30 protein-coding genes and 1 tRNA gene are annotated in these 26,022 nt (G+C 63.8%); 12 read left to right on the top strand and 19 right to left on the bottom strand.

The window, feature by feature from the left end; genetic code table 11:
- Window positions 1-75 precede the first annotated feature (75 nt).
- The 4 genes from ACIA48_RS15960 to ACIA48_RS15945 form a co-directional block, all read right to left on the bottom strand.
- Complete coding sequence (locus ACIA48_RS15960; protein WP_396733172.1) at window positions 76-381, bottom strand: DUF732 domain-containing protein; 306 nt, start codon at window positions 379-381, stop codon at window positions 76-78.
- Between the two features lie 705 nt (window positions 382-1,086).
- Entirely contained in the window at window positions 1,087-1,365 is a 279-nt protein-coding gene (locus ACIA48_RS15955; RefSeq protein ID WP_396735008.1) for a DUF732 domain-containing protein, read from the bottom strand.
- Between the two features lie 73 nt (window positions 1,366-1,438).
- On the bottom strand, window positions 1,439-1,783 hold the full coding sequence (locus ACIA48_RS15950; protein ID WP_396733169.1) for a DUF732 domain-containing protein: 345 nt from the start codon (window positions 1,781-1,783) through the stop codon (window positions 1,439-1,441).
- Complete coding sequence (locus ACIA48_RS15945; RefSeq protein WP_396733166.1) at window positions 1,783-2,127, bottom strand: hypothetical protein; 345 nt, start codon at window positions 2,125-2,127, stop codon at window positions 1,783-1,785. Before ACIA48_RS15945 ends, ACIA48_RS15950 begins: the two co-directional genes overlap by 1 nt.
- Before the next feature lie 608 nt (window positions 2,128-2,735).
- Here ACIA48_RS15945 and ACIA48_RS15940 point away from each other — a divergent pair.
- The 4 genes from ACIA48_RS15940 to ACIA48_RS15925 all read left to right on the top strand — a co-directional run bounded on the left by ACIA48_RS15940 (window position 2,736) and on the right by ACIA48_RS15925 (window position 4,541).
- Window positions 2,736-3,077 (top strand): DUF732 domain-containing protein, encoded by a 342-nt coding sequence (locus ACIA48_RS15940; RefSeq protein WP_396733163.1) that lies wholly within the window; start codon window positions 2,736-2,738, stop codon window positions 3,075-3,077.
- The gene (locus ACIA48_RS15935) at window positions 3,074-3,412 is read left to right on the top strand and encodes a hypothetical protein (RefSeq protein WP_396733160.1); all 339 of its coding nucleotides are present in this window, start codon (window positions 3,074-3,076) and stop codon (window positions 3,410-3,412) included. The genes ACIA48_RS15940 and ACIA48_RS15935 overlap by 4 nt, the downstream gene beginning before the upstream one ends.
- 110 nt (window positions 3,413-3,522) lie before the next feature.
- Window positions 3,523-3,963: an LppP/LprE family lipoprotein gene (locus ACIA48_RS15930; protein ID WP_396733157.1), complete on the top strand. Its 441-nt coding sequence runs from the start codon at window positions 3,523-3,525 to the stop codon at window positions 3,961-3,963.
- Between the two features lie 17 nt (window positions 3,964-3,980).
- Entirely contained in the window at window positions 3,981-4,541 is a 561-nt protein-coding gene (locus ACIA48_RS15925) for a hypothetical protein (RefSeq protein WP_396733155.1), read from the top strand.
- A 514-nt stretch (window positions 4,542-5,055) separates the two neighbouring features.
- Here the strand turns inward: ACIA48_RS15925 and ACIA48_RS15920 are convergent.
- Window positions 5,056-7,965 (bottom strand): NACHT domain-containing protein, encoded by a 2,910-nt coding sequence (locus tag ACIA48_RS15920; protein WP_396733152.1) that lies wholly within the window; start codon window positions 7,963-7,965, stop codon window positions 5,056-5,058.
- 425 nt (window positions 7,966-8,390) lie between these two features.
- Here ACIA48_RS15920 and ACIA48_RS15915 point away from each other — a divergent pair, with 425 nt between their 5' ends.
- Window positions 8,391-9,620, top strand: a complete 1,230-nt coding sequence (locus tag ACIA48_RS15915) for a tyrosine-type recombinase/integrase (protein WP_396733149.1) — start codon at window positions 8,391-8,393, stop codon at window positions 9,618-9,620.
- A gap of 3 nt (window positions 9,621-9,623) precedes the next feature.
- Here ACIA48_RS15915 and ACIA48_RS15910 read toward each other — a convergent pair.
- A tRNA-Tyr gene (locus ACIA48_RS15910) sits at window positions 9,624-9,709 on the bottom strand.
- A 103-nt stretch (window positions 9,710-9,812) separates the two neighbouring features.
- Here ACIA48_RS15910 and ACIA48_RS15905 point away from each other — a divergent pair.
- The gene (locus ACIA48_RS15905; RefSeq protein WP_396733146.1) at window positions 9,813-10,304 is read left to right on the top strand and encodes a YajQ family cyclic di-GMP-binding protein; all 492 of its coding nucleotides are present in this window, start codon (window positions 9,813-9,815) and stop codon (window positions 10,302-10,304) included.
- On the opposite strand, the gene ACIA48_RS15900 is transcribed toward ACIA48_RS15905, so the two are convergent.
- The gene (locus tag ACIA48_RS15900) at window positions 10,301-11,104 is read right to left on the bottom strand and encodes a transglutaminase family protein (protein WP_396735005.1); all 804 of its coding nucleotides are present in this window, start codon (window positions 11,102-11,104) and stop codon (window positions 10,301-10,303) included. The two genes, ACIA48_RS15905 and ACIA48_RS15900, sit on opposite strands and share 4 nt — an antisense overlap.
- A 121-nt stretch (window positions 11,105-11,225) precedes the next feature.
- Here ACIA48_RS15900 and ACIA48_RS15895 point away from each other — a divergent pair, with 121 nt between their 5' ends.
- On the top strand, window positions 11,226-12,251 hold the full coding sequence (locus ACIA48_RS15895) for an NAD(P)H-dependent glycerol-3-phosphate dehydrogenase (protein WP_396733144.1): 1,026 nt from the start codon (window positions 11,226-11,228) through the stop codon (window positions 12,249-12,251).
- Between the two features lie 12 nt (window positions 12,252-12,263).
- Here the strand turns inward: ACIA48_RS15895 and ACIA48_RS15890 are convergent, their stop codons facing one another.
- From ACIA48_RS15890 to grcC1, 3 genes are all read right to left on the bottom strand, one after another.
- On the bottom strand, window positions 12,264-12,788 hold the full coding sequence (locus ACIA48_RS15890) for a hypothetical protein (protein WP_396735002.1): 525 nt from the start codon (window positions 12,786-12,788) through the stop codon (window positions 12,264-12,266).
- A gap of 138 nt (window positions 12,789-12,926) precedes the next feature.
- The gene (htpX, locus tag ACIA48_RS15885) at window positions 12,927-13,808 is read right to left on the bottom strand and encodes a zinc metalloprotease HtpX (protein ID WP_396733142.1); all 882 of its coding nucleotides are present in this window, start codon (window positions 13,806-13,808) and stop codon (window positions 12,927-12,929) included.
- An 87-nt stretch (window positions 13,809-13,895) separates the two neighbouring features.
- Complete coding sequence (grcC1, locus tag ACIA48_RS15880) at window positions 13,896-14,903, bottom strand: nonaprenyl/(2E,6E)-farnesyl/geranylgeranyl diphosphat synthase (protein ID WP_396733140.1); 1,008 nt, start codon at window positions 14,901-14,903, stop codon at window positions 13,896-13,898.
- Window positions 14,904-14,966: 63 nt separating this feature from the next.
- On the opposite strand from grcC1, the gene menJ reads away from it, so the two are divergent.
- Window positions 14,967-16,181, top strand: a complete 1,215-nt coding sequence (gene menJ / locus ACIA48_RS15875) for a menaquinone reductase (protein WP_396734999.1) — start codon at window positions 14,967-14,969, stop codon at window positions 16,179-16,181.
- On the opposite strand, the gene ACIA48_RS15870 is transcribed toward menJ, so the two are convergent.
- The gene (locus ACIA48_RS15870; RefSeq protein WP_396733137.1) at window positions 16,178-16,642 is read right to left on the bottom strand and encodes a hypothetical protein; all 465 of its coding nucleotides are present in this window, start codon (window positions 16,640-16,642) and stop codon (window positions 16,178-16,180) included. The genes menJ and ACIA48_RS15870 overlap by 4 nt on opposite strands.
- 21 nt (window positions 16,643-16,663) lie before the next feature.
- Here ACIA48_RS15870 and ACIA48_RS15865 point away from each other — a divergent pair, with 21 nt between their 5' ends.
- Both ACIA48_RS15865 and ACIA48_RS15860 read left to right on the top strand, forming a co-directional pair.
- The gene (locus ACIA48_RS15865) at window positions 16,664-17,116 is read left to right on the top strand and encodes a GAF domain-containing protein (protein ID WP_396733134.1); all 453 of its coding nucleotides are present in this window, start codon (window positions 16,664-16,666) and stop codon (window positions 17,114-17,116) included.
- Between the two features lie 136 nt (window positions 17,117-17,252).
- Window positions 17,253-17,489, top strand: coding sequence for a hypothetical protein (locus tag ACIA48_RS15860; RefSeq protein ID WP_396733131.1), 237 nt, complete (start codon window positions 17,253-17,255; stop codon window positions 17,487-17,489).
- Here ACIA48_RS15860 and ACIA48_RS15855 read toward each other — a convergent pair.
- The 3 genes from ACIA48_RS15855 to ACIA48_RS15845 all read right to left on the bottom strand — a co-directional run bounded on the left by ACIA48_RS15855 (window position 17,486) and on the right by ACIA48_RS15845 (window position 19,571).
- Window positions 17,486-18,547 carry an alpha/beta hydrolase fold domain-containing protein gene (locus tag ACIA48_RS15855; protein ID WP_396733129.1) on the bottom strand — a complete coding sequence of 354 codons (1,062 nt, stop codon included), beginning with the start codon at window positions 18,545-18,547 and terminating at the stop codon, window positions 17,486-17,488. The genes ACIA48_RS15860 and ACIA48_RS15855 overlap by 4 nt on opposite strands.
- Before the next feature lie 45 nt (window positions 18,548-18,592).
- A complete protein-coding gene (locus tag ACIA48_RS15850; RefSeq protein ID WP_396733126.1) occupies window positions 18,593-18,733 on the bottom strand; it encodes a hypothetical protein in 141 nt (46 codons plus the stop codon).
- A 145-nt stretch (window positions 18,734-18,878) separates the two neighbouring features.
- Complete coding sequence (locus tag ACIA48_RS15845; protein WP_396733124.1) at window positions 18,879-19,571, bottom strand: demethylmenaquinone methyltransferase; 693 nt, start codon at window positions 19,569-19,571, stop codon at window positions 18,879-18,881.
- Between the two features lie 70 nt (window positions 19,572-19,641).
- Between ACIA48_RS15845 and ACIA48_RS15840 the strand changes: the two genes are divergently transcribed.
- The gene (locus tag ACIA48_RS15840; RefSeq protein WP_396733121.1) at window positions 19,642-20,466 is read left to right on the top strand and encodes an SDR family oxidoreductase; all 825 of its coding nucleotides are present in this window, start codon (window positions 19,642-19,644) and stop codon (window positions 20,464-20,466) included.
- Window positions 20,467-20,545: 79 nt separating this feature from the next.
- Here ACIA48_RS15840 and ACIA48_RS15835 read toward each other — a convergent pair whose 3' ends face one another.
- Window positions 20,546-21,673 carry a glycosyltransferase family 4 protein gene (locus ACIA48_RS15835; protein WP_396733118.1) on the bottom strand — a complete coding sequence of 376 codons (1,128 nt, stop codon included), beginning with the start codon at window positions 21,671-21,673 and terminating at the stop codon, window positions 20,546-20,548.
- A 133-nt stretch (window positions 21,674-21,806) separates the two neighbouring features.
- Here ACIA48_RS15835 and ACIA48_RS15830 point away from each other — a divergent pair, with 133 nt between their 5' ends.
- Entirely contained in the window at window positions 21,807-22,484 is a 678-nt protein-coding gene (locus ACIA48_RS15830; RefSeq protein ID WP_396733115.1) for a DsbA family protein, read from the top strand.
- A gap of 4 nt (window positions 22,485-22,488) precedes the next feature.
- Here the strand turns inward: ACIA48_RS15830 and ACIA48_RS15825 are convergent, their stop codons facing one another.
- Genes ACIA48_RS15825 through ACIA48_RS15810 form a run of 4 tightly spaced genes read right to left on the bottom strand, consistent with a single transcriptional unit; the run spans window position 22,489 to window position 25,985 of the window.
- Entirely contained in the window at window positions 22,489-23,004 is a 516-nt protein-coding gene (locus tag ACIA48_RS15825; protein ID WP_396733112.1) for a DUF3592 domain-containing protein, read from the bottom strand.
- 48 nt (window positions 23,005-23,052) lie between these two features.
- Entirely contained in the window at window positions 23,053-24,681 is a 1,629-nt protein-coding gene (gene menD, locus ACIA48_RS15820) for a 2-succinyl-5-enolpyruvyl-6-hydroxy-3-cyclohexene-1-carboxylic-acid synthase (protein WP_396733109.1), read from the bottom strand.
- A 2-nt stretch (window positions 24,682-24,683) separates the two neighbouring features.
- Window positions 24,684-25,466, bottom strand: coding sequence for an alpha/beta fold hydrolase (locus ACIA48_RS15815; protein WP_396733106.1), 783 nt, complete (start codon window positions 25,464-25,466; stop codon window positions 24,684-24,686).
- A gap of 18 nt (window positions 25,467-25,484) precedes the next feature.
- Entirely contained in the window at window positions 25,485-25,985 is a 501-nt protein-coding gene (locus ACIA48_RS15810) for a nitroreductase family deazaflavin-dependent oxidoreductase (protein WP_396733104.1), read from the bottom strand.
- Window positions 25,986-26,022: the final 37 nt, after the last annotated feature.

The following is a 26,022-nucleotide window of genomic DNA, read 5'->3' as shown; positions in this document are numbered from 1 at the left end:
GGTCCTACCGCTGGAACGGTGGGCAGGCGACACAGTCGGTGTGGGGCCTACAGCACTATGGTCGAACGGGATTTGTCATATCCGCCCCGTCTTGGAGTTATGCGCAGGACAGTATGCCCCGGTCGCGCCTTTGACGATCCAGGTTGCGTTGTAGCTCGGGTGGCGACCGTTCCACATGTTCAGCGCGCCCACTACGGCCCCGCTGACGGTGGGCGAATCTTTGCCCTGCTCGAATAAGTCGCAGACCATATGACCGGTTGCGATGAGTTCGCCTCGGTCATAGTCACTGACGTCAAACCCCGTACTGCTGAGGTACGACAGGCTATCGAGAAATCGCGCATCGGCGTCTTCGGCCGACGCGGGGGCAGCGAAGACCACCACGAGTGCTCCCGCAGCTAGACCTCCGACCAAAGTGGCGGCGAGCCTTTCGGCTGTCATTGGGATTCCGTTCTGTTCAAAATGTGATGCTGTGGGCCCTATAACTTGTTTGCAAGCCGCGAAGTTCACCGACGCGATTATCACTGGGACGACGAACGTTCATTTCGGCGGTGGTTAACTACGCAAGAAGACGACAGCGTATTTTCCACCCTGACACACCGAACCCGCGTTAGTACACGTCATCGTGTAGGTGAGGCCAGTCACCGGGCTGTGCACGCTGAACGGATGAGAGCCATTTCCATAGGCGTGGTATGCCTCGGCAGTGCTGATGGCGAATGCGCACGAGGTGTCCGAGTTGCCAGCGTAAACCGATGCCCCACGGCTGGATTCGCCGCAGAAGGTGTCCGCCATCGCCGTAGGAGTCGCCACGAAGGTGGTTGCCATAGCGATCGCGAATGCCATGGCAGGAACTCCGAGCGGTCCCTTCACCATAAGATGCACCTTTCTTATCGGCCTGCCACCAGCTCCGGAACTCAGCGCTCCGAGGCTGCTAGTACAGGTGGGTCGTTGCGGCGTCGTAAAGGATCGGCGCGTGGTACGACGACGGCATAAAGCCGTCACCGTGGCTCATTTCGAAGACGATCGAGTCCCGCGAACCTCGTTCATGGGAGCTCCATCTGCGCGTCGATGAGCAGTGTTGCGCCGGATCTAGTACGTACATAGATGGCGCACTGCGGCTCGTACTATGGCTTGTGCCTGGTTCAGGTGCAGAGGGTTATCGCGATACACCTTCTGGACTTCTACGTCGTACGGAGTACCGCCGTAGAGCTCGCCGCAGATCCGCCACGCAAGGCCGACCGACCTCCTCGGATTGTCGGTAGGCGTAATTCCGGCCGCCGCAAGTTCGTCAACGAAAGCCTGCTCGTTGGAACAAAGGATGTTGACGTCGTCAGAATCTGTGCACGCAGAGGCTGGGGCTGCCGACACCACCGCAGCCGCTGCCAGCGCAAGTAGACACCCCAGCACTTGTGTGATCAGGGCGCACTTCTGATGTCTCACTTCAAATGCCTTCTGCGATCTGGTTCGCGAGAGCTTGATATTCCGGGCAGTACGTTTCGATGGCGGCAACTGCAATCACGGAAGCCGAATCGTGCGAATAACCCCAGTTCAACATCTGGCCATGCATCTCACCCCAGCTGACATTGTGCGCCAATCCTTCATTGCAGATCATCCGTCCCTGAGAAATGAGCAGCGGGGGGTCGGTGATCACGAATCCGAGACGGTCTAAAGCGCGGAAGTACTGCTGATCCTCCGGCTCGGCTCCGGCAGGTGCGGCCCACGTCACCGCAGCTGTCGTGGCGGCGATTGCTACGGCAGCGAAATGCAGTCGACGGCTTCCACTCATCACACGGCCCTTCTCAAGCAGGTCACATCGGTACCGTCTCCGGCCGTCGCTGAGTCGTACCAAACCCGTTCGCCGCCACGGAAGACCGCGCATTCGATGAAGTCGGCTCCCCCCATGATCGGGTCAAGTCCAAACGCATCACCGGGCCAGATGTTGGACTCGCTGAAACGCCAGGTGCCATCACAGACCGTTCGGCTCTCCACCTGGGTGGCGTCGAACCGCGCAGCACCCACCACGTCGATGCAGGGCGCGCCCGTCCAGTAGACGTGGGTGATTGCTGGCAGTCCGATATCCGCAGACGCCGGGGATGCGCTGAATGTGAGGCCGGTACCCATCCCGGCCACGGCGGCCGTAATAAGAGCAACTCTTGTTGCCGCCCTCATGGTCGGGTGCATCCGTTGCCTGCGCAGATTTGTCCGTTACCCAGTCGGACCCCGCTCATCGGCCCTTGGACCACGTTTCCTGATGCATCGCACAGCACGTCGTAGTTGCACGTGTACGGGACGTAGACGCAGTTGATGTCTAATGGATCGCACGAGTTCGACTGAGCTTCCGCCGGTGCTGCGGCGATAACGCCCGCGAATAGGACGCTAGCCACTACTCCTGCTAGTGCCGCAACAATCTTCACAACAGAATCCCCCACAGTGCACACTTTCCCGACCCCCAGGTCCCTCGCCAGGATTCGATACCGCCCTGGCGCGACTCCAGATACGCCCCTAAAGGTAGAGGGTGGATGCCGTCGAGGAATCAGGTGTTTCCCTATGTTTCAAAGTTCGCTGCAGCAAACCCAATGAGGGGCTGCGATCGCAGCCTCGGTGGTGCTAGCGTCCGTTCACGAACGGAGCGCAGGCAATGCGGGGGAACGCCATGGCGCGCGCTGCGTTCGCGACGAATCGGCCAGATGTGTACACGCTTCCGGCCGGACGCCACACGAGATGGAAGGGGGAAGCAATTGAAGACGGCCTCTGTACGTGCGGAGTCGCGGGGGCCAGGTAGGGCTGTCGGAGTCCTCGCCGGTGTAGTGGCGATGGGCCTGGCGTTCCCCTCAACTGCAGCAGCGGAAGACCTCGACATCATCTATTTCCAACAGCTTCGCGACCTCGGAGCCAACCTCAGCGACTTCGCGCTCGCACGCGACCAAGGCCGCCAATCCTGCGCGATGCTCGACAAGGGAAGGTCGTTCACTGATGCACTCGCCAGCCTGGCCTCTGCGGGCCCCTACAGCCGCGACGAAACCATCGCCATCACAACAGCGGCCATCATCGTCTACTGCCCATGGCACAGCCCCACATGAGGTCTGAAACCGTGCACATAATCACCAGCATCACCACCGTCTCGCTGGCCTTGCTGGCCGTCATCGGTGCACCCGTCGCCTCGGCGGACGAGGACATGTATCTCGTCGAAGTCCGTCAGAAAGTGAGAGCCCCGCTGACTGACGCTCAGGCGTTTCAGCTCGGTCAGGTCGCCTGCAATGCGATCCGCGACGGGGTCAAGTCCGGGTTATCGCTCGGCTCCTCCCGAGCGAAGGCTGATGACGCCGTCGGGCGCGCGCAGCACGACCTCGGCCTGTCACTCTCGATGCCAGACGGGATGTTCCTCGTCGAGGCCGCCGGGCACCAGCTCTGCTGACCGACACAAGCAAAATTTCACCCGCGACGAGATCTCAAATGCCAGGAGCATCAACCATGTATCAACGCTTCTTCGCTCTTATGGGGGCAGGCGTATCGATAATGCTCCTGGTGACTCCGGCGACTGCCGAGGCCCAAGCCTGCGGAGTCGACCTGGGCTCAGAAGCAGTCCAGACCGCCCTCAATGTCCAACCACAGGCTCTCCCGGGCACCCCCTGGAACCGAGATCCCTCCAACTTCTGGGGCAACTTTGACCCGTGCGCGACGTTGTCCGTGGCGATCACCACGATCGAAGGCGCGACGGGAAGTTCCCCCGACGTCGCGATGCTCTTCAACCGAGGAATCTATGTCGGGCCCGCCACCCCCACACCCCACGGATTCACGTCGTTTAACCCCGCCCAGACGACAGATGACACTGTTGCGCTGAGCTACAAGACTCCCGGCAGCTGCAACGCTTGCAGCGACGGAACGAACACGACCGTGCGTTACCAGTGGCAGGAACTCGGCCCTGGAGAACTCGGTCATGTGGTCCAACTTGATCCGCTGCCGTAGAAGAAGGGGGACGTGACGTGATCAGAAGACTCGCGGTCGCGATGTTCTCCCTCGGTTTGGTGACCGGTGTGGCCCACAATGGTTTGATTCCTTTGGCCGACGCCTCGCCAGGCGCACAAAATGTGACGACCGAATCGCGCGCGGTGCGCTGCATGGTCAGCACACCCAGTGTTGTGTGCCAGCGAAACAGTGCTGAGGGGTTCCCCGACAATCCAATCGTTGATGGCTCGCGCGGCAACATCGTCTCGGTGACCACGTCCGGGGCGCTGAAGCGCGGTGGAGGGAACATTCCCGGGGCGGACGAAAACGACCCAAGATTGGATTTGGTGCTGCCCTACGATCAGAACCTCAACTTCTATGGCTGGACGATCGCCCCCACCTTTGATGGCACCCGATTCACCAACGATTCAACCGGCCACGGCATGTTCGTCAGCATCGGCGAAGTGTCAGCCTTTGAGACGTCAGCCTCCCAGACCGCTATGGCAGCCTGCACACCATCTGTCGATCCGGCCACAAGTCGTCGATACTTAGTCTTCTGCAATAGATTGTGCCTGCAGTACGGACCGAAGTGTGATTAAGGGTGATCGACACCAAATCAACACTTAGACAACAGATGCGAACACCGCTGACCTCCAGCGATGGCTTCTGGCGATCAGTACCTATAGTGAGTGAATCACTCCCGACAGGCTGTCAAGACTTCGATTTCTACAGGTATTCAACACATTTGATGCTCAGGAAGGGGGAGTAGTCGCTAGATCACCGGGCAATCTCAAACTTCCGTATGTCATATGCCGCCAAGGCTCCCGCACGCCATCGGCGTCAGCCCTCCGCCAACGGGTCGACCTTTTGACATCGGTGGATGCGAAAGTCGCCCCTCAACGGCTGCAAATGACCATCGCCCGCCGCCTTAACGAGCACGAAGGCCGACCGAGGTCTTGAGACCAAATTTCGACAATCACCTAAGTTACCGCTTTCGAGGTGGTTTCCGATCGGATTGCCCAGGCGTAGCTAGGCAAATCGTGCGAGACCGTCGTTTGACTTGGCACTAGTGACACCGTGTGTGTGAGCCGCGACGTTCGTCGAAGTAGCGAGTCAGGTGGCAGGCATCGGATCGCCCGGAACGTGCAGCCGAGCGGACACAGGCCACCTTGACGCTATTGGCCAGTACGCCTGCGCAACAACGGAGACCATGGCCCAATCGTTGTCAGGCACCGCCTCGAATACGATCTGCAACTCCTGCTCAGCGTCGGGATCATCAAGCGCGGCTCGGAAGTGTGTAAAGGACGATGATCTTCCTGCGCCACCAGCCAACCGAAGATTGCCCCGCTCGCTGCGCACCATTTCGACATGTCGCAAATCGTTAACGGCATCAAACACCGTAGTACTTGGGGGGTAGCTACTTGGATCGTAGTTCTCGAGTGCACCCAACATCAGGCTCGCCGCGTTGACCCGTTGTCCGACAGGTTCGGCATAACTCCAAGCGTCCGTGAATTGTTTGAGATCTTCTGGCTGACCGGGGATGCGACTACCGAAGTACCCGTATTCGAGCAGGACAGCAGCAATCACGTAACGGGCATGCCCGGGGTCACTATTGGTGAATGCGTCCTGCAGCACGCTGCGCACGTGGCGCCGGTCCTCGCCTATGCCGGAGGCGGCGAGCACGCTCGTTTCGGTAGTGCTGACAGCTACGGATAGGTGTAGGGCCAGCGATTTGGGATCGCTGAGCATGGGTCCGTTAATTGCGCGAAGGGCTACGTCAATCAGACGACGCCGCGCGGTCGGCTTGTCCGCGGCGAGGCCGTCATCAAGGATGTCGGCGGCTAATTCTGGCGCAGCGGGATACAGCCAGCCGTGCCAGTGCCCGAGCGTGTCGCACTGTTCTACGACGGCAAGCACTAAGTCGCGCTGGTAGTCCGACCCTGTGAACAGGCGGCCAGCGGCGAAAAGCCAGGCGTTACGCCAGTGCGGGCTGCACGCGGTGGCGACTAGATTGTTGCGCTGTACCGCCTCCGACACGTCGACCAGAGCGCAGCCGGCCATCAGTTCTTGCAGGCTGCGCACATCGAACGACACCATCTCGTCTTCGTCGCTGGTCAAAAGTACTAACCGTTGAGTGGCAATCACAGCCATCTGGTCGGCTAGTTCGTTAGCAGCCGGAATACCGTGTCCGAGTTGAAGCATCCGGTCGCGAGCAATCGCTCGCAACTCTTTGACAGACAAGCGCCCTCGCAGTTCTTGGGTCGCTTCGCACAAGCAGTGAAGCACGAATCCGACGCGCTGATGGATTGCAGTGATCTCTGCGGCGTATCGGTTGAAGAAGTCTAGATAGGTTGTGGGCTTGGCAGCTTCGCGCTTGAAGACCGTGTCGTAGTAGCTCCAAAAGAGTTCGTATCGGTTGGCAGGCAACGGGCCTGATCGCGCCGCAATGATGGTCAGAATGAGCACTTGCAACGGAGTCGTGAGCAAGCGTTCGACTGCCGCGCCCTCGGCCGCGGCGTCGAAGCGGGCTAAAGCAGTGCGCAGAAATCCAGGATTGCTAGCGAGCCGGTGCGTTGTTACGTGACGGCCGTATTCACGGGCCTCCTCGCGCGTAAAGTAGTCGAGATCGATCTGCTCGAAGTGTTCTGGCAGCAGCGGTGTATATCCAGTCGGACGAGTAGTCACCACGAGGAGCAGGTCCGCATCCATTGCGTCGGCTTTCTCTATGAGTGCCGAAATCTCGTGCTGTACGCGGTGCCTTAACGCCGGGTGGGTGACTTCATCGAGTCCGTCCAGAAGGATCACACATGGCCATGCTTTCAGCCAGTTGTCCAGAGTTCCCGTGTGCACGGGCACGCTCGAATCCAGGTTGATTTCGTCGCAGAGATAGCGACGCAAGTTTGGACCACCGTCATTCGGCCCCATTAGTTCTGCCATCCGTGCCAGCTCGATTCGCAGTGGCCATCGTGGAGTAGACGGCCCGTCGAGCGGAAGACGCTCGAGAGATTCATCCGTGGAGTCGATGAGATCGATTATTGCCGTTTCGTTGGCCTCATATCTGGCGAAGGCTCCGCGATAGACCTGCGTCAGGTACCTAGTGAGAGTGCTCTTTCCATTTCCTGGCGCTCCGGTGACCACGATGTGACGGGGCGGATCGTCGCGCGTTGTGGCCCAAATCGATCGACTTAAGACCTCATCGCCACGGTCGAAGACTGCTTTCAGCGCCGACTGACGCACCCCGTCGCTGGTAATCGCCGGAAGGTCGTAGATGACCTTTTCAATGGATTGACTATTAAACTCGTCTCCCGCCTCATCGAAACGAATCCAGCGGTCACCAGCGAGGGTGGTCTGAGCGTGGTCGACGAAAAGTCCAGCGATCAAGTCTTCAGGGATCAATCCCGGAAGGAGACGTCCAATCTGATCGAGGCGAGCGAGGACATCACCACTAGTCAGCAGAGCCGAAAAGCGACGGCGAGCGTCAACGCTGTTAGTGACGAGTACATTGATTTTGTCACGGTGCCAAACGCGCACTTGGCGCAGACCACGACTTCGCAACGTAACCGGCGGCCGTCCGGCTTCAGCAGACTTATACTCGTGCGCTAGCCGCTTCTCGATTTCTCCTCGCAGCGTGTCGATGCCGCCGCCGGGGTCCGCCGCTGACAACCGGACGTTTGTGATGACCAGAAGATAGTCGGGGAATCGGCCCTCGCGTTGGCTGTCTGGCTTCATCCATCGGTCAAACTCGTCGCGAAGTTGACCGCTGAGCCAGCTTAGATTCGCGGCGGGATCCGAGGGGTTCTGGCATTGCTTGACCTGCACCACCGTGTAGCCGTCCCACGAATCGCGATCTCCCGCATCCGTCGCTGACCATCGAATTAATCCGTCGTAGGTTGCTTCGCGACCACCATCGCGCCCTGGTCCGTATACCTCTATTCCAGAACCTATGACGGATTCGACGAGCGCGACTCCGAGTTGCTCGAAGGCGGCTGGGCTTAGCTGCTCGTACTCGAAATCGGTCTCCACTGAGACAACAGATTACGCGCATCCGTTGCAGCGATCCGCGCAAACGTCCGCACCTTGCCGCCGTGAATCGACGTGAGCACAGCAGCGTCAGTCACTCCGCGACGCGGAGCTCCGGGTCGCCTAACGGATGTGATGTTGAATCGAAGAACACCAAGTCGTGCTCTGCCAACCGCGCTCGATAGCGCGCCATCGTCGCGTCCATTTGGGACTTTGTTCCTGGCCGGATCGAGACTGCGAAGATCCGTTTTCTACCAGCATTCAGCGCCTGAACGACGTGGTCGTCTTGCGTGCCGAAACTTGCACCGAATACGACAGTGTTGCTTCTGTTGTCTATCAGCGATTGGAGCGCGAGCGAAGAAAATCTTCGACCACCTGAGTCAACGCGCCACAGAGATGATTGTGACTGAGGATGAGGGAGATGCTCGATGAAGCGCAACCGCAGGGCGGGAGTTGAAGACCGCTGGATCAAAACGGTTCGCAAAGTCGATGGCACTAGCGACACGTTGCCGAGTGCGAATCACGGCAAGGGATCCCGCTGGCGCGCTCGGTACGTCGACGATGCCGGCAAGGAGCACGCAAAGGGGTTCAGCCGTAAAGCTGATGCTCAGCGGTGGCTGAACCAGCAAATAAGCGACCAAGTCACCGGCTCGTGGATGGACCCTGCGATGGCGGCAGTGACGTTCGGGACAATCGCTGAGAAGTGGTTGGCGACGAAGGCCCACCGATCGCCGAAGACGGTGGCCGGGTACAGCTCGCTTCTCGACACCATCGTGATGCCCCGATGGCGAGACGTCCCTCTTTTTGACATGCGGTACGACGATCTCCAGGTCTGGATCAGCGGCCTGTCGATGGATGGCTCGGTGCGCTTCGAAGGCAAGGGCCTCAGCGCATCTCGGGTGCGTCAGACGCATCAGATCGTCGGCGCGGTCCTCAAATTCGCCGTCCGCGCCAAGCACATTGCCGTGTCCCCTGCCGACGGCGTCGAGCTCCCGACCTTGCCCGAGACCGAGCGGCGTTATCTCACCCATGAGCAACTGCACCGGGTGGCAATCGCATCCGGGCGCATGCGGACGCTGATCCTTGTACTCGGATACTGCGGTCTGCGATTCGGTGAGGCTGCAGCACTGCGCGCCGAGGACGTGGATGTCATGGCGCGCAGGATCCGTGTGCGTCGTTCAGTGACCTACGTACGCAAAACGGGCCTGGTTGAGGGGCCGACGAAGAATCACACATCGCGGACGGTGCCGGTGCCGAAGTTCTTGGCGCGATTGCTCAAAACCGAGGTTGATGACCGCGAGCTCGGTGGGCTGGTGTTCTCGTCTGCGCGCAGCGGCGGTTACCTAACCCTCGGCCAGGCGAGGTATGGGTTCGAGAAGGCGACGGCAGCAGTCGACGGTTGCCGTGGGGTTCGCCTTCACGATCTGCGCCACACCTGCGCATCGTTGGCCATCAGCGAGGGCGCCAACGTGAAGGTTGTGCAGAAGCTGTTAGGGCATAAAACTGCGGTGCTGACCCTCGACCGTTACGGGCACCTATTCCCGGACGATCTCGACGCTGTGGCCGCCGCGTTCGACAGGGCTGCTGGAACTACTGCGGACGCACTGCGGACGGTTCAGCCCGACAGTGCAATCAGGGCCGTCCGAAAACGCGCCTGACCATGGTGGCAGGTACAGGATTCGAACCTGTGTAGGCGTTAGCCGACGGATTTACAGTCCGCTCCCATTGGCCGCTCGGGCAACCTGCCTGGGTGCTGCACCCCCCGGGGTACCGGTTTGGTGCGAATAGCAGGGTACAACGAAGATGGCGCTAAGACGAAAACGCACCAGACATCAGGAGGGCCGAGTCCAATGGCGGATTCATCGTTCGACATCGTCAGCAAGGTCGAGCACCAAGAGGCCGACAACGCTCTGAACCAGGCGGCCAAGGAACTGTCCACCCGCTACGACTTCCGCGGCACGGACACGTCCATCGCCTGGCAGGGCGACGAGACCGTCGTCATCACGTCCTCGACCGAGGAGCGTGTCAAGGCGGCCATCGACGTCTTCAAGGAGAAGCTGATCCGCCGCGACATCTCCATGAAGGCCTTCGACGCCGGCGAACCGCAGGCCTCGGGCAAGACCTTCAAGGTCAGCGGCCAGATCAAGCAGGGCATCAGCAGCGAGGATGCCAAGAAGATCACCAAGATCATCCGCGACGAGGGCCCCAAGGGCGTCAAGGCCCAGATCCAGGGCGACGAGATCCGGGTCTCGTCGAAGAAGCGTGACGACCTACAGGCGGTCCAGGCCCTGCTGAAGGGCTCCGACCTGGACGTCGCCCTGCAGTTCGTCAACTACCGCTAGCCGATCGACACCAGCCCGTCGATCGGGTCACTGGGCAGATCGCCGTCGGCAACGGCGGTCACCGACATCCAGTTCAGGTTGATCCCGCCCCCGTGGTTGTCCAGGAAGGCGGTGTCGGCGGCGTCACGTCCGGTGGCGATGCGGACCAGCGTCTGCCGGGGCGCCAGCAGGGTGGCGTCGACGACGCGCCACTGACCCTCGACGAACGCCTCGGCGACGGAGTGGAAGTCCATCGGATAGAGCCCGGGCGCGTACACCGAGACGACGCGCGCCGGCACGAACACGGCCCGCAGCAGCGCCACCACCAGATGCGAGAAGTCGCGGCAGACTCCGGCGCCGGCGAGCAACGTGTCCGCCGCCCCGTCGATCGGGTCGCTGGATCCGGGCACGTAGTTCAGCCGCGTACCCACCCATGACGACACCTTCTCCAGCAGCGTCGTCGAATCGACGTACTTGCCGAACTCCGTTGCCGCGAACCCGAAGAACTTGTCAGCCTCCGCGTAGCGGCTCGGACGCAGATACACCGACTTCTCGTACTCGGTGACCGGCGGCGGGTCGGCTCGTCCGGTGACGGTCGCGGCGTACGAGACTTTGAGCAAACCGCCTTCGACGTCCAGTTTGTGGATGCGGTTGCCGTGCGTTCCGCTTATCTCCAAGGCCTGCACCGGTTTTCCGTCCAGCAAGAAGGACAACGACTCCGACACATGGGCGTTGGGGTGCGGCGCAACGGCGATCTGGAACTCCAGCTCGGTCGGCGCGATGATCGCGACTTCAAGCTCTGCGCCGACGTCGCGCTTCATGGTGCTGATGATGCGCCTCTCTGCCGAGTTCCGCGAGCCGTACATCGGGCCGTCGAGACCCGCCACGGCATCTACCCGCATTCGCCCGCCACAAACCGTCGTCAGTCATACCCTGATCGGCATGGCACCTGCGCAGCGCGAACCCAAAGTCGTCGTCCTCGGTGGAGGCTCATGGGGCACCACCGTGGCGTCCATCTGCGCCAGGCGCGGACCGACGCTGCAGTGGGTACGTTCGGAAGAGACCGCCAACGACATCAATGAGAAGCACCGCAACAGCAAGTACCTCGGCAACGAGGTCGAGTTGGCCCACACGTTGCGAGCGACGACCGATTTCTCCGAGGCGGCCGACTGCGCCGACGTCATCGTCATGGGTGTGCCGTCGCACGGCTTCCGGGCGGTACTCACCGAGCTCGCCAAGGAGCTGCGCCCGTGGGTGCCGGTGGTCTCGTTGGTGAAGGGCCTCGAGCAGGGCACGAACTACCGGATGAGCCAGATCGTCGAAGAGGTGCTGCCCGGGCATCCCGCCGGCATTCTCGCCGGGCCGAACATCGCACGCGAGGTCGCCGAGGGGTATGCCGCCGCCGCGGTCCTCGCGATGCCCGATCAGAGTCTTGCGGCGAATCTGGCGGACCTCTTCCGCACCAGGCGATTTCGGACCTACACCACCGATGATGTCGTGGGCGTGGAGATGGCGGGTGCGCTCAAGAATGTGTACGCGATCGCCGTCGGGATGGGCTACTCACTCGGCATCGGCGAGAACACCCGCGCGATGGTGATCGCCCGCGCCCTGCGGGAGATGTCCAAGCTCGGAGAGGCGGTCGGCGGACACCGCGACACATTCTCCGGCGTGGCCGGTATGGGCGATCTGATCGTCACCTGTACGTCGCAGCGCAGCCGCAATCGCCACGTCGGCGAACAGCTCGGTTCCGGTAAGTCGATCGACGAGATCATCGCGTCGATGAACCAGGTCGCCGAGGGCGTCAAGGCCGCCAGCGTCATCATGGAATTCGCCGAGAAGTACGGCATCGCGATGCCGATCGCGCGCGAGGTCGACGGTGTCGTCAACCACGGCTCAAACGTGGAGGAGGCCTACCGCGGCCTCATGGCCGAAAAGCCCGGCCACGAAGTGCATGGCTCCGGGTTCTGACCCCCCTGCACGTCAGTTGAAGTAGGGGTTGGTGCCCTCGGGCCGATCCAGCAGTGGGTTGCGGCCGCCGTTGATGATGAAGCTCCCCGCCGGGCTGAGCACGAACCCGGACTGGTTGCGGCTGTCCGAACAGGTGGTCACCGAACCGTCGCTACCGCAGCTGACCGTTTGATAGCTCAGGCGCGAACCCGCGGGCAGCGGTTTGGCATTGACGCCGCCGAACACATCACCCGCCGAGTTGGCGAACGACGGAACACCCGGACCGCCGCTGACGAGGTTTGCACCCTCGGGCGCCGCGGGAATCGCGCCGCTGCAGCCGTAGCCGCCGTTGCGCTGCAGGACACACGTCAGGCCGTCGGGCGTCTTGAAGGCGTACCACTGGTTTTCCATCACTTGGTACTCCGAGAGCTTCATCGGCGCGTACCCGTTCACGTTCGGTGGTGGCGGCGGCGGTGGTGGTGCCGGCGGTTGGGCCATCGCGATGCCTGGCAGTCCGATGAGGGCCGCCCCCGCAGACCCCACGACGCCGATCAGCATTCTGTTCAGCACGGTCCACACCCTAGATGGTGCAGTAGTGACTCGCAGCATGCCCGTGTCATCGCCGGTCTGAGCAGCTGCGTTACCCGATTTGGTGTCGGTAGTCGCGCACACCGCGACTGTCGACACCGAAATCCCCTAGTAGTAGCGGTCCGGGCCCCGGCCTGCCATCGCTTCCAGCCGCGCGATGCGCTCTTCCATTGGGGGGTGCGTCGAGAAGAGCTTGCCGATCTTCTCGCCCGCGCGGAACGGGTTGGCGATCATCAGGTGCGCCTGATCGGCGAGCTGCGGCTCCGGTGGCAGCGGGGCCTGCTGCACACCCGAGCTGATCTTGCGCAGCGCACTCGCCAGTGCCAGCGGATCGCCCGTCAGCTCCGCACCCGACTGGTCGGCCTGGTACTCGCGCGACCGCGAGACGGCCAGCTTGATGACCGTCGCCGCGATGGGACCGAGTAGCGCAACCAGAAGCATCGCAAAGGGATTGGAGCCGCCTTCGCGACTGCCGCCGAACATTCCGGCGAACTGCGCGACGAGGGCCAGCGCCGTCACCACTGACGCCATGGCACCGGCCACACACGAAATGAGGATGTCGCGGTTGTAGACGTGGCTCAGCTCATGGCCGAGCACCGCGCGGAGTTCGCGCTCGTTGAGGATGCCCAGGATGCCCGTCGTGCAGCACACCGCCGCGTTGCGCGGATTACGTCCCGTCGCGAACGCATTCGGCGCCGCGGTGTCGCTGATGTAGAGCCGCGGCATCGGCTGACGCGCCGTGGTCGCCAATTCCCGCACGATCTTGTACATCACCGGCGCCTGCATCTCGTTCACCGGCTGGGCGTGCATCGCCTTCAACGCCAGCTTGTCGCTGTTGAAGTACACGTAGACGTTCATGCCGACGGCGAACAGGACGGCCAGATACATGATGTTCCGCCCGAACAATGCGCCGATGAAGACGATCAGCGCCGAAAAGCCCGCAAGCAGCAAGAAAGTCTTGGCGGTGTTGGCGTGCGGATGCCAGGTCATCGTGGCTTCCTCCTCCGACTGCAGATACCGAGACGATCCATCGCTGGGTTCAACGCATAGACAGGCTCGGCAAGTTCCGCAGCATCGTCAGCCGTGACGATTGGCCGTGTAGTCGGCCAGCGTCGCCAGCGCTTGACGCCCGGGGCTCTCGGGCAGGCTCGCCAGCTCCTCACGCGCCTGCGCGGCGTATTCGGCCACGATCTCCTTGGCCTTGACCATGCCCGGCGAGGCGCGCAGCAGGCGCAGTGCCTCGGCGAGGTCGTCGTCGTTCTCGACCGGCCCGGCCAGCAGCTCACGCAGACGGTCGGCGTCGGGGCCGGTGTCCCGCAGTGCATACAGGACCGGCAGCGTGTGCACGCCCTCGCGCAGGTCCGTGCCGGGCAGCTTGCCGGATTCGTCTGGATCGCTGTCGATGTCGATGATGTCGTCGGAGATCTGGAACGCCGTGCCGACGATGCCGCCGAGGCGGCTCAGTCGTTCGATCTGCTCCTCGTCGGCACCGGAGAACGTCGCGCCGAAACGGCCGGACGCCGCGATCAGGCAAGCGGTCTTCTCGTACACCACCTTGAGGTAGTGCTCGACGGAGTCGACATGTTCGGCCGCGCCACGGGTTTCACGCATCTGGCCCGTGACCAGTTGGGCAAAGGTGTCGGCAATCACGCGCACGGCCTCCGGACCGAGCCGTGAAACCAGCCGCGACGCGGTCGCGAACAGATAGTCACCGGCGAGGATCGCGATGTTGTTGCTCCACCGTGCGTTCGCGCTCGGCGCACCGCGACGCACCTGGGCCTCGTCCATCACGTCGTCGTGATACAGCGTCGCCAGGTGCACCAGCTCGATGACGGCGCCTGCGACGTCGACCTGCCACGCGTCGGGTTCGGGGCCGAGCCGCGCAGCGAGCACCGTGAACAGCGGACGGAACCGCTTACCGCCGGCCTGGAACAGGTGCTGAACCGCCTCGGACATCAATTCGTCGGCTTTGCCCAGCTCAGTGGCCATCAAATCTTCGATGCGGGCCACGGCCTCGCGCACATCCTGCGCAAATTCGGGGTCTCCGAAGTCGACGCCTGCCACCACACTCGCCGGTGTCCTCACACTGCCAACATACTGGGAGGCGTGCACTTACCGGAGGGCAGGAGCGAAGCGACCGGGGATTCGATGAAGGCCGATGTGGTGGTCGTCGGAGCCGGACCCGCCGGTTCCGCGGCCGCGGCGTGGGCGTGTCGGGCCGGGCGCGACGTCCTCGTCATCGATTCGGCGCAGTTCCCGCGCGACAAGGCGTGCGGCGACGGGCTGACCCCACGCGCGGTTCAGGAGATGGAGCATCTCGGACTCGGCTCGTGGCTGGACGGCCGCGTGCGACACCGCGGACTGCGGATGTCGGGGTTCGGCGCGGACGTCGAAATCGAGTGGCCGGGCCCGTCGTTCCCCGCGACCTCGAGCGCGGTGCCGCGCACCGAACTCGACGATCGCATCCGCATGGTCGCGGTCGACGAGGGCGCCAAGATGATGCTCGGCGCCAAAGCCGTTGACGTTCGCCATGATTCGTTGGGTCGCGTGACGTCGCTAGTGTTGGACGACGGCGCCGAGATCGGCTGCGGTGAGCTGATTGTCGCCGACGGCGCCCGCTCGACGCTGGGACGCGTGCTCGGCCGCGAGTGGCATAAGGAGACGGTCTACGGCGTGGCGATCCGCGGGTACATCGGCACCCCGCGCGCAAGCGAGCCGTGGATCACATCGCATCTCGAATTGCGCTCACCCGAGCGTGAGGTGCTACCCGGCTACGGCTGGATCTTCCCGCTGGGCAACGGCGAGGTGAACATCGGCGTCGGCGCGCTCGCCACGTCCAAACGGCCGGCCGATGCCGCGCTACGGCCGCTGATGTCGTATTACACCGATCTGCGCCGCGAGGAATGGGGGTTCGACGGTGAGCCGCGCGCCGGTTTGTCGGCGCTGTTGCCGATGGGCGGCGCTGTATCCGGGGTGGCCGGGCCGAACTGGATGCTGATCGGCGACGCTGCGGCTTGCGTCAACCCGCTCAACGGCGAGGGCATCGACTACGGACTGGAGACCGGCAGGCTCGCCGCCGAATTGCTGGGCACTGGAGATCTGACATCGGCGTGGCCTGCGGTGCTGTCGGCCCATTACGCGCAGGGCTTCTCCGTGGCCCGACGGCTGGGGCTGCTCCTGACGATCCCGCGGTTCCTGCCCGCGACCGGTCCGCTGGCGATGCGCTCGGAGTTCCTGATGACGATCGCGGTGCGCGTGATGGGCAACTTCGTCACCGACGAGGACGCGGACTGGGTTGCTCGGGTGTGGCGGCGGGCAGGTGCGGCATCGCGCCGGATCGACGAGCGACCGCCGTTCAGTTAGTCAGACGACGAAGACGACGATCCCGAATCGCTGGACGACCCGGAATCGCTCGACGATGACCCCGAATCGCTCGACGATGACCCCGAATCGCTTGAGGACCAACCGGAGTCGCTCGACGAATTCGAGTCGCTCGACGCCGCGAATCCGAGGGCACCGAAGAACGGATCAGAACTGCTCGACGAACTCGAATGCCCGCTCGTATCGGATCGACCGGACTGTTTGCGTCTCTGCAACGCCATCGCGAGCTTGACGTCCTTGGGAGTCTGCTTCTTGTCGGTAGCGGCCGTGAGCGCCAAGGCGATCAGGATGTCGGCGGCGGTGATGAACAAACCTGCCCAGTACGCCCAGCGGAGCGTCGGATCGGGCTTCGACGTGAAGAACATGATCAGGAAGATCGGGCCGACGATTCCGAAGACGAAAATGACCGCCTGGATCACCAAATAGCGCTTGAACGTTTCCATCTCGAGTGCACAATATCGCGGATGCCCGAGGTCTATCGTGCGCCGATGCGCTCCCGCCGAGACGACATCGACCTCAAGCCGACCATTGATCGCGCCCTTGCTATGGGACACGTCGGCTTCGGTGACGCGGGTGGCACCGGCGTCGATGATCGACTCGAGCGCCGCGTCACACGGTTCGGCGAGGTGGCCGACGGATCATTCGTGTGGACTCGCGACACCGACGGCCTCTACTGGCTTGGCCGCATTGAAGGGCCGCTCTTCTACGACGACGCGGGCGCGGCCGTCGATCTCGTCCACGTCCGGCCGTGTCGGTGGACGGCCGCGCCGGTTCTCGAACCCGAGGTGCCCCCAGCAGTGCTCGCGACCTTCGCGCGGGGCGGTCGCAATTTCCAGCAGACGCACGACGCGGATGTCGGTGAGCAGTCGGCCGCGATCTGGCGCAAGCGCGAGAACGGGTCGGCCATACGGTCGTGAAAGACGTTGCTGGAGCGCGCAATTTGCACAGCCGAACTAAATATAAGCCCTGCTAGACGACCTATTGTTAAGCGCCCGGCGGGATTACTCTGGAGTGCACGGGCGTTCTTCACAGCATCGGCGGAAGGAACCCACGATGCGCACGCTGACAGTTCGATCGGCACTCGCGGCGATGGCCGTTGCGGCTGCCGCGTTGGGCACGGCCTCCATTGCGAGCGCCGCCCCTTCGGGCCCATGCGAAGAGGTCGTATCTGTTGGTGTCTGCCAGCCGTTCCATCAGCAGGAGCAGCAGCGGACGCGCCCGCGGTCACAGCAGGGTATGGGCGAAGTGGTTGTGCCCGGCATCGGCAGCAACTCGGTGACCCTCGGCTAGCTCCCCAGCGATTTCGCAAACCCGCTCACATCGCGGAGCGAGGCGTGGAATACCTCCGGCATCACCTGCGGCAGCAACAGGTCGCCGCCATGGCAGGTGCCCGCCACCAAGCGGCCGACAGTGGGCACCCCGGCCTGCAGCAGCCTGCGGTAGTACTGCAAGCCCTCGTCGCGCAGCGGGTCCAGTTCGTTGACCGAGATGACGTGTGGCGGCAGGCCGGCCAGTTCGTCGTCGGTGGCCACCGCGGCCCAGCAGGTCGCGTCGTCGCCGTGGCTGTTGGTGGGGTCGTACAGCGAGCCGAGCAGTGCCAGTTGGTGGCATGTGACGAAGTATTCGTCGTTCTCGGTGAGCGACGGCAGGTCCTCACACTCTTCGAGCCAGCGGTTCGAGATGTACGGGCACTGCGCGTAGAGGCCGGCGATCTCGTCCAGCCAGCCTTCACGCTTCGCCTTGTGCGCGACGGTGAGCGTCAGGTTTCCGCCACCGGACTCGCCGGAGACGATCAGGTGCGAGATGCCTAACTCGGCGCTATTGGCGGAAGTCCATCGGACCGCGGTCGCGCAATCGTTCAGACCTGCAGGGAACGGGTGTGGTCCGAGCTTGCCGCCGGAGTTGCGGAACTCCACACCGACCACGACAACGCCTGTGGCAGCGAGATGTTCGCGCAGCATCATGTATCCGACGTCGCCCGCGGCGCCGATCGCCATGCCGCCGCCGTGCAGATGCACGACGCCCGGGATCGGACCGTCGACGCCGTCGGGCCGACTGATGTACAGCGTGATGTCGTTGCCGTCGTCACCGCCGATGGTGGTCGTCGTCGTGGTGACGCCGGCGGCCGCCGGTGCCGACTGCGCGAACACGTCGAAGATCGCACCCATGCCCGCTTCGCTCATGGTGGCGAACTCCAGACGCTCCTCGAGGGGCGCGTCGACGGCTAGCTCGATCGGTGGCAGCCGACCGTCGAGCCCGAACTCGGCGAGCGCCTTGACCATTCGCGGGTCTGAGCGGGGGTCCGTGGCGAGTGTCGAATCCGGATCAGCGTGACGTCCGTAGGCCATGGCGCGACCGTACAACCCGGTCATGCGTCGCGGCCCGGGTTTGGATCAGCTCGCCGCGTTGAACGGCTCCCCGTCGAGGGCGACCGACGCACGTCCGTCGGGTCCGACCGGAACGTCACCCACCAACGTCACCCGGTACAGGCGACGGTCGTGATCGAGCGTCAGGTCCGACGGCGCCAGGTGCACCGCAGCGGTGACGTTTCCGTGCCAGCGCTCGAAAGCGGTTGCAAATATCGGCTATTCGCACGTTAACGAGATCGCGCTAAATGGCGATCAGTTGAAATCGGCGTGAAATGAAGTGCTATCGACCGCGTTCGTTTTGCCCGCTGATTCAGTGTGCAGGCTTGGTCGCGGCGTGCAGCGCCACGATCCCGCCCGACAGGTTGCGCCACCGCACCGCCGCCCACCCGGCGTCGGCGATGTGACGAGCAAGGTCCGGCTGGTCAGGCCACGCGCGGATCGACTCCGCGAGGTAGACGTAGGCGTCGGGGTTCGACGACACCGCGCTCGCCATCCGTGGCAGTGCCTGCATCAGATACTCCTTGTACGCCGTGGCGAACAACTTGTTCGTCGGCGTAGAGAACTCGCACACGACCAATCTCCCGCCGGGGCGGGTCACGCGGGCCATCTCCCGAAGAGCGGCGCCGTGGTCGACGATGTTGCGCAGGCCGAAGCTGATGGTGACCGCGTCGAACACGCCGTCGTCGAACGGCAGCTTCGTGCCGTCGGCGGCGACCTTGGGCACCTTGCGCGTGCTGCCCGCGGCGAGCATGCCGACGGAGAAGTCCGCGGCCACGCACCACGCCCCCGAAGTCTCGAGCTCCACCGTCGACACCGCGGTGCCCGCTGCCAGGTCGAGCACCTTGTCACCGGGCCCGATGCGCAGCGCCTCCCGCGTCGCCCGCCGCCAGAATCGGTCCTGGCCTAGGGACAACACCGTGTTCGTCAGGTCGTAGCGGCGCGCTACGCCGTCGAACATCGAGGCGACCTCGTGTGGGTCCTTGTCCAGCGTCGCGCGGTTCACAGATGCGACGCTACCTGTCAACATCCGGGCACCGGGAATGGAATCGACCCCAGCGGGCATTTACCTGCCCATGGCTGAAAAGGTTTGGTTCATCACCGGTACATCGCGCGGCTTCGGGCGGGAGTGGGCGATCGCGGCCCTGGAACGAGGAGACAAGGTCGCAGCGACAGCGCGGAACACGTCGACGCTCGACGATCTGGCCGCGGAGTTCGGCGATGCGCTGTTGCCGATTCAACTCGACGTAACCGACCGCGATGCGGACTTCGCCGCGGTCAAACAGGCGCACGACCACTTCGGGCGGCTCGACATCGTCGTGAACAACGCGGGCTACGGCCACTTCGGCTTCATCGAGGAGCTGACCGAAAAGGAGGCGCGCGACCAGATCGAGACCAACGTGTTCGGCGCTCTGTGGGTCACCCAGGCGGCGCTGCCGTATCTGCGGGCACAGCGCAGTGGGCACATCATCCAGGTGTCGTCGATCGGCGGCATCACCGCGTTCCAGAACGTCGGCATCTACCACGCCTCGAAGTGGGCGCTGGAAGGGTTCTCGCAGGCACTGGCGCAAGAGGTCGCACCGTTCGGGATTCACGTGACGTTGATCGAGCCGGGCGGATTCTCGACGGACTGGGCGGGCGCGTCGTCGAAACGGTCCGACCCACTGCCCGACTACCAAGAGGTGCACGAAGAGGCCGACCGTCTCCGCAGCAAGCGCGTGTCGGCGCCCGGTGACCCGAAGGCGTCGGCTGCCGCGGTTCTGAAGATCGTCGACGCTGAAAAGCCGCCGTTAAGAATCTTTTTCGGTGAGCTGCCGCTGCAGTTGGCCAAGGCCGACTACGAGAGCCGGCTGGCGACGTGGGAGGAATGGCAGCCGGTCTCGATCGAGGCGCAGGGCTGAGTTTCACTGCGCGAGCGTGCGCAAAGTCTGTCCTCGACACCGCGTGTCGCCCGCAGACACGCACTCTCGCGCAGAAAGGTTAGGCGGCTTTGAGACGGCGTTGGCCGATGACTTCGTCGTAGTGACCGAGCAACTCGTCGCAGATCGCCGGCCACGTCCTGGCCAGCACGCTGCGGCGTGCCGCCACCGAGTAGCGCTGTCGTTCGGCAATCAGATGGTCAACCGCATCGGGGAGCTTGGCTACGAACTCGTCGACCCCTAGCAGTAGGCCGGTCCGGTACGGCGTCACGAGGTCACGCGGTCCACCGGCATTGGGTGCGATTGTCGGCAGGCCGGACGCCATCGCCTCCTGCACCGCCTGACAGAAGGTCTCGTGCTCGCCGGGGTGGACGAAGACATCCATGCTCGCGTATGCGGCAGCGAGCTCTCCGCCGTACAGCGCACCGGTGAAAACTGCTGACGGAAGGACGGTTTCAAGTTTTGCGCGGTCAACACCGTCACCGACGACGACCACTTGAAGATCGTCACGATCCGACAGTGCTGCCAGCCGCTCGACGTGCTTCTCGGGTGCGAGCCGGCCGACGAACCCGACGATCGGCTTGCCCTGCGGGGACCACAGGCTGCGCAGGCTCTCGTCGCGTGCCGACGGCGCGAAACCCGTGATGTCGACGCCGCGCGCCCACTTGTGCACGCGCGGGATGCGATGGGCCGTAAGGTTTTCCATCGCCGCGGTCGACGGGGCCAGTGTGCGGTCGGCCCTGCTGTGGACCATCCGCGTCCACCCCCAGGCCGCCCTGGCCGCGAAACCGATGCCGTAGCTCTGAGCGAAACCCGCGACGTCCGTTTGGAACACCGCGACCGTCGGCACGTCGAGATGGCGTGCGGCGAGCATGCCGCCCCAGCCCAGCAGCGCGGGCGAGGCCAGGTGGACGACGTCGGGGTCGAACCCGCGCAACACACTCACGATGCGGGGGCGCGGTACGCCCAGCGGAAGCGAGTTGATCTTGGGGAACATCTTCGACGGCACCCGGTGCACCCGGATACCTTCATAGATCTTGTCGGCCGCCGGCTCGCCCCGCGGGGTGTCCGGTGCGATGACGAGGGCCTCGTGACCCGTGCAGCGGAGATGCTCGATCACCCGAAGCACCGAGTTGGTGACGCCGTTGACATTCGGGAGGAACGATTCTGCGACGATTGCAACGCGCACGCCTCGAGAGTCGCACCGTCGACTGTCGGCAAGGTTTCGTGCAGGGATATGTCACGCAAATAGCTCGTGCCGATGAACGGATGCTCCACGTGCGCGTTTTCGAGTACTCTGCGCTCAGAGAAAGGCGGTTGACATGCGGATATCCCGGATGGCGTCGGTGCTGGCCATCGCTGCGATGCTAATTGTCGCGGGCTGCACAACGCAGGTGACTGGCACTGCGCAGCGCGATCCCGTCCAACCTCCGCTGACCTTGAGTGAAGACGGTTTCGGCATCGTCGCGGGGTACGAGGACGCGCCGACCCGCATCGAGATCTTCACCGAGCCGCAGTGTTCACACTGCGCGGATCTGCAGGCCGACTTCGGCGATCAGTTCGCGTACTACATCGGCGTCGGCGCGCTGAAGATCACTTACCGGCCGTTGACATTCCTCGACAGCAGCGGCGGCGGCTATTCGGCGAATGTGAGCAACGCGTTGTTCCTCAGCGCCGAAGGCGGTGCGACGGGAACTCAGTTCCAACGGTTCGTCGAGGAGTTGTACGGGCACCAACAGCGGACCAAAGGCGGACCCGGCCCGACCGACGACGAGATGGCCGATCTGGCGAAGGCGGCAGGGATGTCGGACACCGTCGCCAATCGCATCGCCGAGGCGGGGTCAGCTATCAACACCAAAGACATGGACGACGCCAATTTCCAGTACCTGTATGAGATCGACTCGTTGGACACCGGCACACCAACGGTTTACGACCCGGAGACTGACGAGAAGATCGACATCTACGACAACGACTGGCTGAACAAGCTGATGCAGACCTGAGGGTCTACTCGACCTTCTGCATAGCGATGTGTCGTCGGTCGCGGCGGCGCTCCAGGTACGCCAAGCCCGAGAGTGCGGCCACGGCGATCAGCCAGCCCACCACCGCGATTGAGCCGGCCGGGATGATCGCCAGCGACGCGTTACGATCCCGGACCCGCACCAAATCCGGGTTGTTCGTGTCGTATTCGACGTAGATCCGCATTCCCGTCTCCAGTTCGGACGGGTACAGCACACCCAACTCTGGACGATAGGTCACGCGGTCGGGCGTGACGAACTCGATGGTCGATCGTCGCGGCCCGGCGCTGAGCACCTCTGCGGCAGCCACGCCCATGTGCCGCTCGATCTGCCGGTCGTTTCGCCACGCACCCACCACCATGAGCACCGATTGAAGCGTCACCAGACACGCGACGAGCACGATTCCGATGCGGATGCGACGGAAAACACGCTGCGCCCGCGTCTCGTTGGGGTCCGGTGACAGCCGAGGAACCAGCTTGCGCCACAACGCGACAACTCGGCTCACAGTGCATTCTCGTTCGCTCGGCTCACAGTGCCATCTCGTTCGCTCGGCTCACAGTGCAGCCTTGATCGACGCATGCAACGCCCGCAACGACGACCGGTCGGCCTTCACCTCCAGCACCCGCATCCCGTCGAACGGCTCGTTGAGCGCATCCACCAGGCCGTCGACCTCGATCTGCCTGCTGTCGACGTGGTACGCGCGGCACAACGCGCCGACATCCACGTCGTGCGGCGTGCCGAAGACTCGCGACGACACATCGGAGAACCGCGGATCGCCCTGCTCGAGCAGTTCGAAGATGCCGCCGCCGTTGTCGTTGGACACGACGATGGTCAGGTTGCGCGGCGTCGGCTCCGTCGGACCGATCAGCAACCCGGAGCTGTCGTGCACGAACGTCAGGTCACCGATGAGCGCGACGGTTCGGCCGTTGTGCGCGAGCGCGGCGCCGATCGCCGTGGACACTGTCCCGTCGATTCCGGCGACGCCGCGATTCGACCGCACCTTGATGCCCTGGGTGTTGAGGCCGACGAGCGCCGCATCCCGCACCGGGTTGGATGCGCCGAGTACCAATTGGTCGCCGGTGCGGACCGCGTCGGCCACCGCGGCTGCCACGTGCAGGCCGGTCTTGAGCGGATGCGCGTCCAATTGCGCGCGAACCGCGTCGACAGCGTGTTTGTTGACCTCGGCGCAGCGCGCCAACCAGGCAGGATCGGGTTGGCCGGTGGTCACCGCGCGGGTACCGGTCGCTGCCGAGTTACCCGACACATCGGGCCAGCGCGGACCCGTCGTCAGCGCGTACACCGGGACCGACGGATCGGCCAGCAGCGCCGACACCGGCCGGTGCAGCGTCGGTCGGCCGAGCATGATGACCTGCCGCGGCCGGACCAATCGCAGGGCGAACGGATGCAGCGGGTTGGCGGCGGGCGGTGCGGTCGGCTCGGCGACCGTCGGGAGCGCCGCGAGATTCGGGTGCACGCCGGCTCCGTGGCCGGCGATGACGATGGTGTCGGGCGTCAGATCGATGTCGAGTGGCTGATCGAACGTGACGGGCGGCGTGTACGTCCATGGCTTGCCGTCTGGACGTCCTTCCGGCGCGTAGGCCTCCGCGGGATCGTCGACACCGGGCACCAAAGGCTCGCGCAGCGGGATGTCGAACTGCACAGGTCCGGCGTTGGCCGAACGAGATCCCGTGGCGGCCACCAACACTCGGCATGTCGCCGAACGCCACTGCGCGTTGAGCGCATCCATCTGATCGGGCCGGTCCTCAGCGAGACCGAGGCTGATCGTCTCGCGCACCTGCGTACCGAAGTAGCCCAGCTGCTCGAAGGTCTGGTTCGCGCCGGTGCCCAGCAGCTCGTAGGGCCGGTTGGCGCTGAGCACGATGAGTGGCACCCGCGCGTAGTTGGCCTCCACCACGGCGGGACCGAGGTTGGCCACCGCGGTGCCCGACGTCATCGCCACGCATACCGGTGCACGCTCGGCGACGGCGAGACCGATCGCCAGGAAGCCCGCGGTGCGCTCGTCGATACGCACGTGCAGCCGCAGTCGCCCGGCGCGGTCGGCGTCCTGCAGCGCGAACGCCAGCGGAGCGTTGCGCGATCCCGGGCACAGCACGACGTCACGAACGCCGCCGCGGATCAATTCGTCGACAACCACGCGGGCCTGCGCAGTCGAGGGGTTCACCACTACAGACTATCGGCGAAGAATTTCAGGATCTCCGCGTTGACCACCTGCGGTTTCTCGATGAACCCGAGATGGCCGGTCTCCGCAATCTCCAGGTAGCGGCCCCTGGGCAGCGCATCGGCGACCTCCCGACCGAGGTATGGCGGCAGCGCGAGGTCGTCGCCGAACCCGATGACGAGAACCGGAGTCGTAATACTTCGGTAAGCGGGCAGCCGGTTCTGGCTGGGGGCGGCGTCGAGCTGGGCCCGCATGCCAGGTGTCGACTTGTTCGGCCACATGGTGAACATGTCGATCCAGTCGCGCACCTTGTGGTCATCGTTGAGCGTCACCGGCGAGACGCTTTCGAGCAGCCGCAGCGTCGCATCAAAGGAGGCGGGCAGCTCGACGCCGGCATCCGCCAAGTCGCGTTTGGCCGAGCGGAAGAACTCGCGGCTGCGGTCCTCGCGGCCCCGGGTGGCCATCAACACCGCAGAGTGGACGAGTTCGGGGCGGGCGAGCATCAGCTCCTGCGCGATGAACGAGCCCATTGACACCGACACGATGCGCGCAGGCGCGGCGTCGAGTTTCTCGATCAGTTCGGCGGTGTCGGCCACCATCTGCTCGATGCCGAATCCGCTCGCCTGCTCGGTCGCGCCGACCCCGCGATTGTCGAAGGTGATGCAGCGGTAGCCGGCTCGCTGAAACTCAGGCACCTGATGGAGGTGCCAGGTGCGACCTGCACCGCCTCTGCCAGCGATGAACAGCACCGGATCGCCGGATCCGCGGTCGTCGTACGCCAAATTCACGCCGACGACGCTACTTGCTCAGTCGATCTCGGTGAACGCGACCACCGGGATGCGGCGTCCCTGCGTCGTCTTCTGATATCCCGCGTAGTTCGGCATGTACTGCGTGGCCAGCCCGAACAAGCGATCGCGTTCGTCGCCGAGCATTTCCTCGCCGATGAATGCGCCCTTGTAGCCGCGGCACGAGAGCGTGACGCGGGGATTCTTCTTGATGTTGTGATACCACGCGGGATGTCGGACACCGCCGTAGTTCGAGGCGATGACGATGACGCGGCCGCGATCGGTGAAGTAAGTCAGCGGTGTACTTCGCTGCTGGCCTGACTTGGCGCCGGTGTGCGTGACCAGTACCTCCGGCATAACCATCGACATCGACAGGTGGCCGTTGCTCGCCTTGATCAGGGCGCGGTCTAGCCGCCAGCCGTAGCGGCGAAGGAACGTCTGCATGGGAGTTGTCGCCATGAAACGCGCCCCCGCCCTGACCATGCGTGACGGCGGGTTGGGCGGTACCTCGGGAATTCCCACGCCCCCGACGGTATCGCGGCTGCGATTTCGGTGTCGG

This window comes from Mycobacterium sp. NPDC051804 (assembly GCF_044452905.1).
Taxonomy (GTDB): Bacteria; Actinomycetota; Actinomycetes; order Mycobacteriales; family Mycobacteriaceae; genus Mycobacterium.
This window is presented reverse-complemented; position numbering and strand designations above follow the sequence as displayed.

What these genes read in the sequence shown, in the direction of transcription:
- ACIA48_RS15895 (WP_396733144.1), top strand. Translation starts at nt 11,226, where the DNA reads ATGGCACCTGCGCAGCGCGAACCCAAAGTCGTCGTCCTCGGTGGAGGC.
- ACIA48_RS15905 (WP_396733146.1), top strand. Translation starts at nt 9,813, where the DNA reads ATGGCGGATTCATCGTTCGACATCGTCAGCAAGGTCGAGCACCAAGAG.
- htpX (WP_396733142.1), bottom strand. Translation starts at nt 13,808, where the DNA reads ATGACCTGGCATCCGCACGCCAACACCGCCAAGACTTTCTTGCTGCTT.
- ACIA48_RS15855 (WP_396733129.1), bottom strand. Translation starts at nt 18,547, where the DNA reads ATGGCCTACGGACGTCACGCTGATCCGGATTCGACACTCGCCACGGAC.
- ACIA48_RS15935 (WP_396733160.1), top strand. Translation starts at nt 3,074, where the DNA reads ATGAGGTCTGAAACCGTGCACATAATCACCAGCATCACCACCGTCTCG.
- ACIA48_RS15870 (WP_396733137.1), bottom strand. Translation starts at nt 16,642, where the DNA reads ATGGAAACGTTCAAGCGCTATTTGGTGATCCAGGCGGTCATTTTCGTC.
- ACIA48_RS15840 (WP_396733121.1), top strand. Translation starts at nt 19,642, where the DNA reads ATGGCTGAAAAGGTTTGGTTCATCACCGGTACATCGCGCGGCTTCGGG.
- ACIA48_RS15830 (WP_396733115.1), top strand. Translation starts at nt 21,807, where the DNA reads ATGCGGATATCCCGGATGGCGTCGGTGCTGGCCATCGCTGCGATGCTA.
- ACIA48_RS15915 (WP_396733149.1), top strand. Translation starts at nt 8,391, where the DNA reads ATGAAGCGCAACCGCAGGGCGGGAGTTGAAGACCGCTGGATCAAAACG.
- ACIA48_RS15865 (WP_396733134.1), top strand. Translation starts at nt 16,664, where the DNA reads ATGCCCGAGGTCTATCGTGCGCCGATGCGCTCCCGCCGAGACGACATC.
- ACIA48_RS15950 (WP_396733169.1), bottom strand. Translation starts at nt 1,783, where the DNA reads ATGAGTGGAAGCCGTCGACTGCATTTCGCTGCCGTAGCAATCGCCGCC.
- ACIA48_RS15890 (WP_396735002.1), bottom strand. Translation starts at nt 12,788, where the DNA reads ATGCTGATCGGCGTCGTGGGGTCTGCGGGGGCGGCCCTCATCGGACTG.
- ACIA48_RS15860 (WP_396733131.1), top strand. Translation starts at nt 17,253, where the DNA reads ATGCGCACGCTGACAGTTCGATCGGCACTCGCGGCGATGGCCGTTGCG.
- ACIA48_RS15900 (WP_396735005.1), bottom strand. Translation starts at nt 11,104, where the DNA reads ATGAAGCGCGACGTCGGCGCAGAGCTTGAAGTCGCGATCATCGCGCCG.
- menJ (WP_396734999.1), top strand. Translation starts at nt 14,967, where the DNA reads ATGAAGGCCGATGTGGTGGTCGTCGGAGCCGGACCCGCCGGTTCCGCG.